Source organism: Paenibacillus sp. 32O-W, from assembly GCF_007679495.1.
Lineage (GTDB): Bacteria > Bacillota > Bacilli > Paenibacillales > NBRC-103111 > Paenibacillus_L > Paenibacillus_L residui.
Genome location: NZ_VEGP01000028.1, coordinates 1 through 12,845, shown reverse-complemented (window position 1 = coordinate 12,845; position 12,845 = coordinate 1). Strand labels below are relative to the sequence as shown.

Here is a 12,845-nt window from a genome sequence, read left to right as displayed (position 1 = left end):
CAAAAAGCGGCGAAGTAGAGAAACTTTTTCAAAGAACAGCTTTAAACCTTTCGTTTCATGTCAAGGAAATCGGGATTATTAAAGGGAGCAGACACTTCGTTTGGCCGCTTTTGTTTTTGGGCCCAAAAATATTTGTTTGTCTTACAAGTTCAATATACATACTGATTGTTAACTCTATATCAGAGGGATGCTATCTGTTAGTCCAAATCAATCGTCAACAAGGCTCGTTTGACTTCCTCCATCGCTCCTTGGCCGCTTCTCCATTCCCGGCGATAACCCAAACCGTTATTCAATAATCGGACACCGTTCTCTTCCACCTCTTTACGGTAATGGACATGTCCCGATACGGCATAACGAATGGAGTCCGAGTAATCGCGAATCAACTTGCCGTACTGTCGGCTCCCGAGGAATCCGTTGAAATAACGCCACTCCCCGATCGTTTCCGGCACGGTAAAAGCCTTGTGAGGAACTACATGAGTTACGAGAATAATGCTGCTGCCTCGATGCTCATCTAATTGCCTCTTCAATTTTTCCACAAAATAATTATGGACCTGCCCCACCGACATTCCCCAATCGGCATAGAGGCTGTCCTTCCAGGTCCGTTCCCCCCACTGCATGCGCTCCAACTGCTCGAAAGTAAAGTCGGGGGAGGCGAAAGAGTAATCATACCAGCCGAGGTCGCCGATCACCACCCAATGATCCGTTAACCGGAAGGCTCCGTTTGCAAGATTGCGAGGAAATTCCTTCAGCTTGTCGTAGGCTTCCCAGGCCGATCTTCCGGGAGCGTTGATATTCCATACATCGTGATTTCCCGGCACGAACAAGCAGGGAACCGAAGTCATCCTTTCTATTCTGTCCAGCGCCTCCAATGTCGTCTCCCAATCGTTGGTCAAATCCCCGGCAATGATCATCCTCTCGACCTGCCGTTCTTCGACTGCCCGTGCCAGCGCCTCCTCTATCGGGATGTCCGTCTCCGAGTGATTCAAATCCACATGCAAATCCGATAAGATGCCTATTCTCATTTAGTCAGCCCCTTCTCCTCTATATCCAAATGTCGTTGAAAATCGATAGCCTTCATTTCTTCGCTCCATCAATGGAGCAATGCGTCGGTCATTCCTGTGATTCAGTCCACTCAAGCAGTTTCCTATAGTAGGATAGCTGCCGTAACAAACACCTCATGGAAAAATGTAGTGACCCGATAACTGCAACATACCGGAGGATGGGCCGTGTTCGTCGAATCCTTAAGGCAGAAAGCAGCGAACATAGTGGCCGTCCCCCGCTTCCTGCAGAGGCGGCACCGCTTGTCTGCAACCTTCTCGGGCCCAAGGACAGCGGGGGTGAAAAGCGCAGCCCGAAGGCGTCGACACGGGGTCAGGCATTTCTCCAGTAAGGGCCGTCGGATTAGTCGTTTCACTTCGAGGAGCCATCAGCTCGGACGTTTCTTCGCTGAACGTTCTTGGGCCATCCTCCTTTGTAGCAGGTAATTCAGAGAGGCCTTCGCCAAGCAAAAGCGGGCGGGAAAATGCTCCGCTGCCCGAGGCCGTCCTTCCGCCTCTGCTCTCTTGGCGCTTTCCTGGAATCAAGGCAAGCAATCCTTGGGTATAAGGATGAAGCGGCGAGGAGTAAATCCGATCTACAGGCGCTATTTCCACGATTTTACCCAAATACATGACCGCCACCCGGTCACTCATGTAATGGACTACATTCAAATCATGGGATACGAACAAATAAGTCAGCGAAAATTTCCTCTGCATTTCCTTCAAAAGGTTTAAGATTTGCGCCTGAACGGATACATCCAGCGCAGAAACCGGCTCGTCGGCGACAATTAACCGGGGCTGCAGCATCAATGCGCGGGCGATGCCGATCCGTTGGCGCTGCCCGCCGCTCAGCTCATGCGCGTACCGCCTCCCGAAAGAAGCGTCGAGCCCGACGAGTTCCAACATTTCCTCCGCCTGCTTGCGTCTTGTCCGTTGGTCCCCAAGTCTATGCACCCGCAGAGGCTCTTCCAGCACAGCCAAAATTCGGTGACGAGGGTTGAGAGAAGCGTATGGATCTTGAAAGACAAGCTGAATTTCCCTGCGCAGCGCCCTCTGTTCGCTGCCCTTGGCTTCGGCTGTGCTCTTGCCGCCATACCGAATCGCTCCGGAGGTCGGCCTGACGAGGGAAGCAATCATATGTGCCGTGGTGGATTTGCCGCAGCCGCTTTCTCCTACCAGTCCGAGCGTTTCACCTTCCAGAATGTCGAAGGAAATACCGTCCACCGCACGCACCAATCTGCCTCTTCGCAGCCCTTGTGACGCCACCGGGTAATGCTTCACCAGGGATTGAACGGACAGAATCGGTGCGGAATTGTTCGGCCTGGTACGGTTCAGTTCGGCACTGCACGTCTCTGCACGGTTTGACCCGGCACTGCCCGACCGGGCATGGACCGGTTCGGCACTATGCGGCCAGGCACTGCTCAACTCGGCATTGTACAGCCTGGCTCCGTTCGTCCTGGCACCGCTAGGCCTTGCCGTGTCCGGGCCCGTGCCTGCAGGCCTGACGGGCACCGGCCTGCCGGAAACCTGCCCGGCACCTATAGGACCGGCACTGTCCGGCTCGGCAGCGATCCGCTCGGCTGTGTCCGGTTTGGCGGAAAGCGCCTCTATATGTCTAGGCATGGGCCAATTCCCTCCTCTCTTCCGCCTCTGCCCCAACCGCCCAGCAGCGTACGGTGTGCCCTTCATCGAGCCTGACCGGAGGCGGTGCGCTCAACCGGCAGCGTTCGTCCGCATAAGGACAGCGCCCGGCAAAATGACAGCCCGCTCCCCGCTCGGCTATCCCTGGCACACGTCCCGGTATGGAATACAGCGGTCGGCCTTTCTTGTCCGGAGATGGGATCGAATCGATCAGTCCCCGGGTATAGGGATGCTGCGGAGAGCGAAACAGCCGGTCCGTTGCCGCCATCTCTACAATTTGTCCGGCATACATGACAGCCACCTTGCCGCATCTCTCGGCAATGACGCCCAAATCGTGGGAGACCAGCAAGATGGAGGTGTTGTCCGTCCGGTTGAAATCGGCCATTAAATCGAGAATCTGCGCCTGAATGCTGACGTCGAGCGCCGTTGTAGGCTCATCGGCAATGAGCAAATTAGGCGAGCAGGAAAGCGCTATGGCGATCATGACCCGCTGCCGCATTCCTCCAGATAATTGATGGGGGTATTCGCGCAGCAGCATTCCGGCCCTGGACAGCCCTACCTTGCCCAGCATCTCTGCCGCATGCTCCAGCGCTTCGCGTCGCTTTATCCCCAGATGAAGGGTGATCATCTCCACAAGCTGCTCTCCGATCGTCAACACCGGATTGAGCGATGTCATCGGGTCCTGAAAGATCATCGACAGCTCCTTGCCACGCAGCTTGCGCATTTCGTCCTTGGGGAGCGAATGAAGCTCTCTCCCTTGATACCGGATCGAACCGCCCGTGATGCGGGCCCCGCGGGGAAGCAGACCTAGAATGGCGAGAGAGGCCATGCTTTTGCCGCAGCCGGATTCCCCGACCAAGCCCACGATCTCTCCCTGGGCTATCGGCAGAGTTACTCCTTCCAGGACATTTCTTATCTCCCTGCCCTTTCCCACACCAACATACAGGTTTTCTATTTCGAGCAATGGCGCCTGGTTCCCGTCCTTCTGCCAATTTTGCCCTTCCTGCCCCCCATTATTCCTCTGACCTGCTTCTGCCTTCCGATGGTTCCTCCCCGTTAGCAAATGTATTTGCTCCATCCATATCCCTCCTTCTCCGGCCTGTCCGCAAATCGATCAAACCTCAATATAAAGGACCATTGGTTTCCAGAAGTTGCTTTCCGGCCAAAATCGATGCATTTGTACTGCTATTTCGACACATCCGAGGATTTTGGCGCGAAATAGATGCATTATCTTCTTCCTTGTCCGGTTAAAACGTATCGCATAAGCTCCTATCATATTTCTTATCCCACTCATCCACGATTCGACCAAGATCCATACGTCTCCCTTCCATCATGCTCCACGTTGCCCGGCCATCCTCGGATCGTTCCAATCCCGTATGCCGTCTCCCAGCAGATTGAAGCCCAGCACCGTGACCGTGATCAGCACTCCAGGAGCCAAGGTATACCAGGGAGCTCTGACAATATAACTCTGAGCCTCATTCAGCATTCGGCCCCAGCTGGGGTCCGGAGGCTGCACCCCTAATCCCAGGTAGCTAAGGCCCGCCTCCGCCAGGATCGCTCCCGAGAAGCTCATCGAGGCGGCAACGATTAATGGCGGAACGACATTGGGCAGAATATGCAGGAACATGATCCGAAGATGCCCCGCCCCGACCCCTCTTGCCGCTTTGACAAAATCCAACTGCTTGAACTGCATAAATCCGCTCCTGACAATGCGGGAAAAAGAAGGAATCCCCATTATGCCAATGGCCAGAATGGTGTTCTGCAGGCTCGGGCCGAATACGGCGACAAGTGTCAACGCCAGAATAATGCCGGGGAAGGCCATCATCGCATCCATCACCCGCATGGCCAATTCGTCGGCCCAACCGCCGAAATATCCCGCGAACGCGCCAATGATCAGGCCGCCGGAAGCGGCGATAATTACCGACATGCCCCCGATTTGGAAGGCGGTCTGCGAGGCTTGCATCAGCCGGCTGAAGACATCCCGCCCGAAATGATCTGTGCCCAACAAATGCTGATAGCTTGGAGCAAGCAGGCGGGCACCGGAGTTCATCGCATTCACGTCATGAGGAATATAGATCAGGCTGACAACCATGAATAAAAGCAGTGCGCCCACGATCGAGCCGCCGATCCACAGGCTCGGATTCGTCGCCTTCTTCACTTCTCCCACCTACTTTAACCGGATTCTTGGATCAACGACCCTGTACAGCAAATCTACGGTAAAATTGACCAAAATCACTATGAAAGCCGTAAACAGCACCATTCCCTGCACCAGCGGAAAATCCCGGGCACCGATCGAGGAAACCATCAGGCGGCCCAATCCGGGAAGCGCATAGACCTGCTCAATGATCAAACTTCCTCCCAGAACATCGGCAAAAATCATGCCAACGACCGTGATGACAGGAACGAGCGCGTTTTTCAGCACATGCTTGTACAAAACCGTTGTCTCACGCAAGCCTTTGCTGTGGGCTGTTTTCACATAATCCTGGTTCATCTGCTCCAGCAGGGTCGTCCGCAAATACCGGACAATGACCGCTACCTGCGGAATGGCCACGGCCAGGGAGGGCAGGAACAGCGACTTCAATGCCTGCGCCGGACTTTCCGACCATGGCACATATCCGCCGGCGGGAAACCATCGGAAGGTCAATCCGAGCAACAACACCAGCAGAATGCCGAGCCAGAACGAAGGCACCGCCATCCCTAGCTGAGTCCATCCGGAAATCAGCAGATCGGCCGCTTTGCCGTGCCGTTTTACCGCTAACAGACTTAGGGGCACGGCGATGACCAGCGCCATGACGATGGACATCAGCGCAATCGACACGGTTACCGGCAGCCGTTCCAGAATCAGCTGCAGCACCGGGCGGGAGAACTTCAGAGATTCCCCGAAGTCCCCCTTGGCCATTTGCTTCACCCACTGGGCAAACTGCTCCGATAAGGGCCGGTCCGTCCCGAGCTTCTCCTTCATAGCCGCCAAAAGCGCCTCGTCCGCATCCATACCGAGGATGGTCAGCGCCGGATCTCCCGGTATAATCCGGAAGACGACGAAGGTCATGATAACTACCAGAATCAAAGTAACGATGAACGTCATCGTTCTCCGAAGGATATAAGGCACTGCGGACACTCCTTTTGAAAGCAGAAGGCTTATTTTTCGTAATACATGGTGGACATGTCCTGCACATAAATCGGATAGAGCTTGTAGCCTTTCAGCTCTTTTTTCATCGCCACAACAAAGTTAGGATCCATAATATAGACGGCGACCGCGTCATCGGTCAGAATCTTCTGGGCTTCCTTGTACAGCCCGACCCTTTTGGCGTCGTCCAGCTCAATTTGTGCTTGCTTGATCAGCTTGTCGTATTCCGGATTGACATAATTGTAAAAATTCGCTTTGTAGTCGGATGCATAACGCACCAGAACCTCATGAGGGTCCAGCTTACCGGTCAACCCGATAATGGTCATGTCATAATCCCGGCCTTTATAAATCCGATCAAGCCAGACGGCCCACTCGACCTGCTCAATCTCGGCCTGGATTCCCACCTTCTGCAGCTGCTGGGCGATGACCTGAGCGGTGTCAACGTGAAACTTGTAGTTGGAGGGTACGGATATGGTAGTGGAGAACCCGTTCTCATACCCTGCTTCGGCCAGCAGGCTTTTAGCTTTTTCCAGATTGACGTCGTAGGTGTTCTCCAGCCCTTCCTGGTAATACTTCTGCATAGCCGGGCTCATGTTGGAGCCGAGCTTGGTTCCTTTGCCTGCCGCAACCACCTGAATGATCTCATCCACATCAATCGCGTAATTGATCGCCTGACGCACCAGCACATTGTCAAAAGGCTTCCGGGAGTGATTCATGGTCATAAGCTGAACCATATTCTGCATCCCGTCGACAAAATGGAAGCCGTCCCCAAGCTCTTCCGCCCGCTCGCTGTCAATCCGCGGATACATATCGATCTCCCCGGCCTTCAGCGCAAGCAGGGAGGCTTCGCTGTCCGGCATGATGCGGAATTCCACCCGATCAAGATAAGGGACGCCCGGAATATAGTAGTCCTTGTTCTTCTCCAGAACGAGCCGCTGGTTCGGAGCATATTCGACAAACTTGAACGGGCCGGCGCCGATCGGAGCCGTGTTCTGATCCTCGTAACCTTCGGGAAGAATGGCAGCCGTCAAATAGCTGAGGAAGGACACGTCGTTCGCTTTCAGCTTCACCGCAATGGTCTGCGAATCCACTATCTCTACCGACTCCACATTGCCGAAAGCGGTGGACAGAGGCTTCCCGCTGTCCTTGCCCATCAGCCGTTCATATGAATACTGAACATCCTCCGCGGTGACGGGATTGCCGTTGTGAAACTTGACCCCTTCGCGCAGCTTGAAGGTATAGGTCAGCCCATCGTCGGAAATCTCGTACGATTGGGCAATTGCCGGCTGAACTTCCCCCCGCTCGTTAGGCTTGAGAAGCCCCTCGAACACGTTGAACATCATCTCCTGGGTACCCGAGGCGACGGCCAGGTGCGGATCGAGAAAATCCGGGTCCTGCGGCACGGCCACAACGACCGTCCCGCCTTCCTTGGCGGAATTCTCCGTCTTGGCCGAATCTCCCGAGCCCGATGAGGTGCCGCCCTGATCGGCATTCGACCCGGCCGACTGCCCGCTGTTCTGCTCCGCGCCTCGTCCCCCCGCCGCTCCCCCGCTGCCGCATGCAGCCAAGATCATCGTTAGCAGAGCACACGCGATAATAACGGACATGGTTTTCCATTTGCGACTTATCATTGGTTTTTCCTCTCCTTATCATTGCATTAATGGATCAAATGACGAAGCAATCGCCGGTATAGGTTAGCTGCACAGGTCCCGAATAGTGTTCCTGTGCCTGTCTCACTAATGTCTGATGGTCTCCGTAATGCGGCAGATGGGTCAGCACGAGCCGGCCCGCATCGGCCAAAGCCGCCAGCCTGCCGGCCTCGCCCGCGGTCAAATGGCCCCGAATCTTCCCAAACTGCTGATTGTACAAACTGCATTCGGACAGGAGCATATCCGCCCCCCAGCTCAGCTCGACCAGCCCGTCATGCCATTCGGTATCGGCCGTGTAGGCAATACTTCTATCTTGATGCTCGATCCGCATGGATAAGCACGACACGGGATGCACATTCCGGCCGAATTGGAAGCGGACATCCCCAATGGTCAGCCGGTCGCCCGCGTCTATCGGGTAAGCCCTGCAGTAGGGCGGATAATTCAAGCTCTCCATCCGCTCCGGTTCCTCGATATGGGCGTAAATATCGAGCGGCCGGGACCGTTTGCCCAGTTCGGTCAGGATCATAATGGCATACTGCAGGCAATAGACATCGGCGATATGGTCCGTATGGGAGTGCGAGAGAACGACGGCATCCAGCCATTCGAGCTCTGTATAGCGCTGTAGTTGGGCCAGTACCCCCGAGCCGCAATCCACGAGAATACGGGTCGTGCCGGATTCGAGCAAATAGCCGGAGGTGGCGGATTGAGCGGCCGGATAGGCGCCCCAGGAGCCTAAAGTAGTTATATGCATCGTTTTATTCCCCTTCTTTGCTGCCCGTAGGCCATATGAATTGCGAATCGAACCCGCGGAAATGGGTTTCGGTCCGCAGCAGATTCAGGGCGACCCTTTCCTTGTCCAAGCGGGCGATTCTTTGAACGAGCGCGTTCACGACCGCAAGCGGGGCAATGTACGAATCGAGAAAACCGCCGGACCGGGTCGCAGCCAGCAAAACCACATCCGCGAGTCTGGCAAAAGGGGACAGCGGCGAATCGGTCAGGGCGATGAGGGGGACTCCGGCTTCCCTGGCCGCCTCGCTGACCTTCATCGTGCGGCCGCAGTATCGTGGAAAGCCGCAGACGAACAAGACATCTCCCGCTGTCAGCCGGGCGGCGAATTCGGCGCATTCTCCCTGGGGAATCAACTCTCCCTCCCCGAGCATGTATCTCAGGATGTAGGAGAGGGGGCTGGTGACCGCCAAGCCGGCGCGCCAGCCGGCAATCGCGATCCGGTTAGCCCGAATCAGGAGCTTCGCCGCAGCCTCTATGCGATCTTCCTGCTTGAGCTCGGCAGTGGCCTGCAAATTATCGCATTCCAGGCGGAAATGCTCCTCCAGCCAGGAAGCCGCATAATCCGCCTCCGCCGATTGAAGCAGCCTCTGCACAGGTCTGACCTCCAGCACCTGCGCCTGCAGATCGGATTGCATCGCCGAGAAGCTTCCATAGCCGAGCTGCCGGGCAAACCTATGGACGGTCGCTTCGCTGACCCCGGCTAATTTCCCGAGCTTTCTCGCCGGTGTAATGGCCGCCTGCTTCATCTCCTTGGCCGCAAAATAAGCGATCTTCTTCATTCCGGGGCTTAATGCGTCGAAAGCGGCCTCTACCTTTTGCTCAAATCTCATCAATGCCGGGAAGCCCCCTTCAGCCCTCCAACCGCCTGCCTGTCCAGAAGCTCGAGAATATCCCGGGCCGACGGGATGACCGGCGCATGATCGATTTCCTCTATTCCGCAGCGGTCAAACCGGTTGATCAGCCAGCATTCCATCCCGGCCTGCCGGCTTCCGATCACATCATCGTAATAGTTGTCCCCAACGTAGACACACTCTTCGGGCGACACTCCCGCCGCTTTCAACGCCATCTCGAAAATAGCCTTATCCGGCTTCTTCACCCCCCGCTCCTCAGATATGAAAAGATGATCGAAATACGGCAGCAAACCGCATTGCTCCAATACGGTCCGGGCCGTATGATCCCAGTTGGAAATCAGCCCTACGCCGTATGAGTTTTCTTTTAACTGTTCCAGCAAGGCGGCGCTAAATTCATAAGGAACCCACATCCGCTCTTTCTCTTTTCCCAGTTCCTGCAGCCTTCGGCACTGCTCGACCAGCGGAAAGCGGAAGCCAAGATAATAATTCACCACGCCGATGTACCAGGGGAAAAACGTTCCCCTTTCACCCCCAAGTACGTCCGTGTACTCCCGCATGAACAGCTTGTCCGCCAAATGGTAGGCTCTTGCAATCTCTTCAGCCTTGGCTTCGGCTCCTTGCTCGCGCAAGTAGGTCTGGTAATCCTCTTCTCTCTGCATTTGTACAAGGGTATAGCCGAGATCGAACCAAATGAACCGTTTTTCCATCCTGCGATATGCTCCTCCTCCAGAAATCAGACGGACGTGAAAAATGAAATCCTACATCCATCCGTCCGTTGTCGCATTTCCTACAATTTCAATATACAGAGGGATTGTTATGTGCGTGTTAGACGGTTCCTAAGCTTTTGTAAAGGGGGAAAGGGAGTGAGTTGTTGCATAGGAGCTTCCGGGAAAGAAGGGGGAGTGGGAGAAAACCTGTGGGTATCATTTGCTTCGTTGGATTTGTTCGGATGGGGGAAGTAGGTATATTATTTCTTGACGCTATAGACGATTGGAAATATGCTGGTTCCAAACTCAATCTCAGCTACAACTTTGGCGGTGGTGGTGATATTTTTATTGGAGGAAGTGACTTTGGTAATGCTGGAAATCCTGAAAGAACACTCTGCTCCCAACAGGATGATGTCAACGGGGTAAATAATCTATATTAGTTCGAAAGGGTGATTTAACCTATGAAAATTCTAAAAAAATATAAGACATTGTGGATTTTAAGCGCAGTTGTTTTATTGGCAGGCGCTGTTTATTTTTCTAACATCCCGCTGCTTGCTATCAACTCTACCGGTGAACTCTCCGAGTACTATTCTTCTATAGATGAATTAAGCCAAAGAGCGGATATCATTGTCCAAGTAGAAAAAACCGGAGGTAAATCCTTCAAGTATGAAGATGTTCCTTTTACCCTCTCCCAGGCAAAAATTCAGCAATCCTATAAAGGAAGTAAGCCGGCCGGTGAGAGGATTGTCATTCTGGAGACGGGAGGAATCATCCATAATATTGAATATACTTTTGAAGGGAATAAAATATTGCGGGACAAGGATAGGGCTGTCCTTTTTTTGAAAAAATACACGGGCCCTGTAACCAATGAAGATGCGTATGTTATTCTTGGTGTATTCCAAGGGAAGTTCAAGCTGGGTGGAAAAGACGGTATCATTCATTCCTCTGATCATCTGTCCAAAGATCTTGCCAAACTTCGGACCAAACATGAATTAGAAAGCTTAATAAGGAGTCATTAGCAAATCGAGGCTATCTATATTAACTATGAATAACTAAGATCATGCGAAAAACCTGCATGCTTTTGGCTATAACGGACACCACTGACCTTAATCGGTCTAGAGGGGCCTTCCGGCAAATTTAACAGACTCAGAAGACCTTATTCCAAGAAATGCAGGCGAAAATAGGAGAATTCTATGAAATAAGCGAATCTGCGTCCGTTAGTCTAAAAAAACCGCCTAATTTGACGAAATAGGGTCTCTCAGGTCCGTACCGTTTCACTTGCGCTGTACGACACTTGGACGTTACCTTTAGTACAATCCAACAGTCTCGTATCTTCGAAATTCAGCACGGACCATCTGCAGAAGCGAGATGGTCCGCTTATGGCATGACGCAACAGCTCATTTTCTTAGGTAAGTGCCGCTCCTATAGCCACTGCTTTAGAAAGGCAATGACTTCCGCACGCATCTCCGCTGTTTCGAGGTGCCCGCACGGGCAGCGAACGAGCTTCCAGGCCTCGGGCCGCCCTTCTTCCTGATAGATCTTGCGCAGATGGGCGTCGATCCGGTCCAGTCCGGCCGGCGGAGTCAGCTTGTCATAGTTCCCAGCCAGTCCCAGATGGGCGCGTGGAGCGATTAACGCATTGATGTCGGAGGAAGTAAAAGCTTTTAACAATCCGGGGACATAATAATAGATCCCGTGACCGTCCAGCCCCCGGGTATGGATTAGCTCCTGATAGTCGGTCAGGCCGCAGATGTCTACGCATACCCGGATCCGCCTGTCCAAGGCGGCCGTCCACCAGGACATTGTGCTGCCCATGGACATCCCGAGGGTTGCGAGCCTTGTCTCGTCCACATCATCGCGGGTCGTGAGATAATCAATAGCCCGCAGGCTGTCATAGACCATCATGCCCCACAGCACCTGTCCGTTCCAGAGCATCTCCTTAAACAGCTCGCTCTCCGACCGGCCTCTCCTTTCGCCAAATCCCCAGGCATCTATACTGAGAACGGCGTACCCCATCCGAGTAAGCTGTTCGGCATAGGGAGGGTCTTGCAGGTAGCTGTTTCCCCGCAGCAATTCGTCTTTCCCGAGTGCGTAGTTTCCTCCATGGGAATGGTTGAACAGAACGGCAGGCAGCTTGACGGAAACGTCCTTGGGCCGGATAAAATAAGCCGGAACCGGCTCGATTCCATTGAGATGCAGCAGCAGCTTCTCCAAGTAATACCCTTCTCTCTTCTCTTCCGCGAGCATTTGCACCTTAACGGGAAGCTCCCGGTCAGGCAGATCGCCCAGCAGCCGGTACAATTTTTCCCTCTGCTCATCCTTGGACAGGTTCATGGGTGTGACCTCCTTAATAAGGAATGAATTTCATTTAAATGCGGTGTGAACGCGGTTCCGTAACGGGTTTCCTTAGTGGCCGTTGAAGAGTCTCTTAGTGGTACGGTGAAGAGCGTTCCTAGGGTACGGTGAAGTGCGGCCTTAGTGGTTCGGTCGAGAGCGTCAAGAACCGGCAAAAGTGCAGGTCTTTTCAAGGAGTTTGGCTGAAATCGGCAAATGACAGGCGAAAGTGCAGGTAAATTTAGTCATTTGGCTTGTTTTTGGAGTTTGTGTGGTGAAAGACCTGCAGTTTTGCTCGTCTTCTCCGGGATCTGGCGGATTTTTGCAAAAAGACCTGCAGTTTTGCATGTCCTTTTGCCCCCTTGTGCCTTAATTCCCTTAATGTCACTAATACCTCACTGCATTGGGGCTGTACGGGTGTAATGCCTTTAAGTAATCGCGCGGTTCGCTAGGTCGGCATGCCTCGGCTCAACAAACAATAACCTATGGAAAGTTGCGATCGGCAGCCTGATTATATTTAGGGAGAATATATATTTTAAGCTCCAATTTCATCCTACTGCTACTGTCATGTATACTTCGACGTTCATGAGAATTATTCCTTTCCCTGACGGGCCATCAAGGTTTAATGGTTTTAACATGAAATCGGAATGTGGATAACTCAAATCTGTGGATAACCCGTCTTTGTCCCCAGAATCCCCGTTCAATGCGGG

At 53.5% G+C, this 12,845-nt stretch carries 12 protein-coding genes; 2 read left to right on the top strand and 10 right to left on the bottom strand.

Annotation, left to right across the window (positions count from 1 at the left end; genetic code table 11):
- Nucleotides 1–197 precede the first annotated feature (197 nt).
- The 9 genes from FS806_RS12835 to FS806_RS12795 all read right to left on the bottom strand — a co-directional run bounded on the left by FS806_RS12835 (nt 198) and on the right by FS806_RS12795 (nt 9,801).
- Entirely contained in the window at nt 198–1,022 is an 825-nt protein-coding gene (locus FS806_RS12835) for a metallophosphoesterase (protein ID WP_144936873.1), read from the bottom strand.
- 219 nt (nt 1,023–1,241) lie between these two features.
- Complete coding sequence (locus FS806_RS12830) at nt 1,242–2,660, bottom strand: ABC transporter ATP-binding protein (protein WP_144936870.1); 1,419 nt, start codon at nt 2,658–2,660, stop codon at nt 1,242–1,244.
- Complete coding sequence (locus FS806_RS12825) at nt 2,653–3,756, bottom strand: ABC transporter ATP-binding protein (protein ID WP_144936867.1); 1,104 nt, start codon at nt 3,754–3,756, stop codon at nt 2,653–2,655. Before FS806_RS12825 ends, FS806_RS12830 begins: the two co-directional genes overlap by 8 nt.
- A gap of 252 nt (nt 3,757–4,008) precedes the next feature.
- Nucleotides 4,009–4,836 (bottom strand): ABC transporter permease, encoded by an 828-nt coding sequence (locus tag FS806_RS12820; RefSeq protein WP_260982070.1) that lies wholly within the window; start codon nt 4,834–4,836, stop codon nt 4,009–4,011.
- 9 nt (nt 4,837–4,845) lie between these two features.
- Nucleotides 4,846–5,787, bottom strand: coding sequence for an ABC transporter permease (locus tag FS806_RS12815; protein ID WP_144936865.1), 942 nt, complete (start codon nt 5,785–5,787; stop codon nt 4,846–4,848).
- Nucleotides 5,788–5,816: 29 nt separating this feature from the next.
- Nucleotides 5,817–7,436, bottom strand: a complete 1,620-nt coding sequence (locus FS806_RS12810) for an ABC transporter substrate-binding protein (RefSeq protein WP_260982069.1) — start codon at nt 7,434–7,436, stop codon at nt 5,817–5,819.
- Nucleotides 7,437–7,470: 34 nt separating this feature from the next.
- On the bottom strand, nt 7,471–8,205 hold the full coding sequence (locus tag FS806_RS12805) for an MBL fold metallo-hydrolase (RefSeq protein WP_144936862.1): 735 nt from the start codon (nt 8,203–8,205) through the stop codon (nt 7,471–7,473).
- A 4-nt stretch (nt 8,206–8,209) separates the two neighbouring features.
- The gene (locus FS806_RS12800) at nt 8,210–9,073 is read right to left on the bottom strand and encodes a MurR/RpiR family transcriptional regulator (RefSeq protein WP_144936859.1); all 864 of its coding nucleotides are present in this window, start codon (nt 9,071–9,073) and stop codon (nt 8,210–8,212) included.
- Nucleotides 9,073–9,801 carry an HAD family hydrolase gene (locus tag FS806_RS12795; protein ID WP_144936856.1) on the bottom strand — a complete coding sequence of 243 codons (729 nt, stop codon included), beginning with the start codon at nt 9,799–9,801 and terminating at the stop codon, nt 9,073–9,075. Before FS806_RS12795 ends, FS806_RS12800 begins: the two co-directional genes overlap by 1 nt.
- 209 nt (nt 9,802–10,010) lie before the next feature.
- Here FS806_RS12795 and FS806_RS12790 point away from each other — a divergent pair, with 209 nt between their 5' ends.
- Together FS806_RS12790 and FS806_RS12785 are read left to right on the top strand one after the other, a co-directional pair.
- Nucleotides 10,011–10,241 carry a hypothetical protein gene (locus FS806_RS12790; RefSeq protein ID WP_144936853.1) on the top strand — a complete coding sequence of 77 codons (231 nt, stop codon included), beginning with the start codon at nt 10,011–10,013 and terminating at the stop codon, nt 10,239–10,241.
- Between the two features lie 21 nt (nt 10,242–10,262).
- A complete protein-coding gene (locus FS806_RS12785; protein WP_144936850.1) occupies nt 10,263–10,820 on the top strand; it encodes a cytochrome c maturation protein CcmE in 558 nt (185 codons plus the stop codon).
- Between the two features lie 403 nt (nt 10,821–11,223).
- Here the strand turns inward: FS806_RS12785 and FS806_RS12780 are convergent, their stop codons facing one another.
- Nucleotides 11,224–12,135, bottom strand: a complete 912-nt coding sequence (locus tag FS806_RS12780; protein ID WP_222126659.1) for a dienelactone hydrolase family protein — start codon at nt 12,133–12,135, stop codon at nt 11,224–11,226.
- Between the last annotated feature and the right edge of the window lie 710 nt (nt 12,136–12,845).

What these genes read in the sequence shown, in the direction of transcription:
- FS806_RS12835 (WP_144936873.1), bottom strand. Translation starts at nt 1,022, where the DNA reads ATGAGAATAGGCATCTTATCGGATTTGCATGTGGATTTGAATCACTCG.
- FS806_RS12800 (WP_144936859.1), bottom strand. Translation starts at nt 9,073, where the DNA reads ATGAGATTTGAGCAAAAGGTAGAGGCCGCTTTCGACGCATTAAGCCCC.
- FS806_RS12795 (WP_144936856.1), bottom strand. Translation starts at nt 9,801, where the DNA reads ATGGAAAAACGGTTCATTTGGTTCGATCTCGGCTATACCCTTGTACAA.
- FS806_RS12805 (WP_144936862.1), bottom strand. Translation starts at nt 8,205, where the DNA reads ATGCATATAACTACTTTAGGCTCCTGGGGCGCCTATCCGGCCGCTCAA.
- FS806_RS12785 (WP_144936850.1), top strand. Translation starts at nt 10,263, where the DNA reads ATGAAAATTCTAAAAAAATATAAGACATTGTGGATTTTAAGCGCAGTT.
- FS806_RS12780 (WP_222126659.1), bottom strand. Translation starts at nt 12,135, where the DNA reads ATGAACCTGTCCAAGGATGAGCAGAGGGAAAAATTGTACCGGCTGCTG.
- FS806_RS12825 (WP_144936867.1), bottom strand. Translation starts at nt 3,756, where the DNA reads ATGGAGCAAATACATTTGCTAACGGGGAGGAACCATCGGAAGGCAGAA.
- FS806_RS12810 (WP_260982069.1), bottom strand. Translation starts at nt 7,436, where the DNA reads ATGATAAGTCGCAAATGGAAAACCATGTCCGTTATTATCGCGTGTGCT.
- FS806_RS12830 (WP_144936870.1), bottom strand. Translation starts at nt 2,660, where the DNA reads ATGCCTAGACATATAGAGGCGCTTTCCGCCAAACCGGACACAGCCGAG.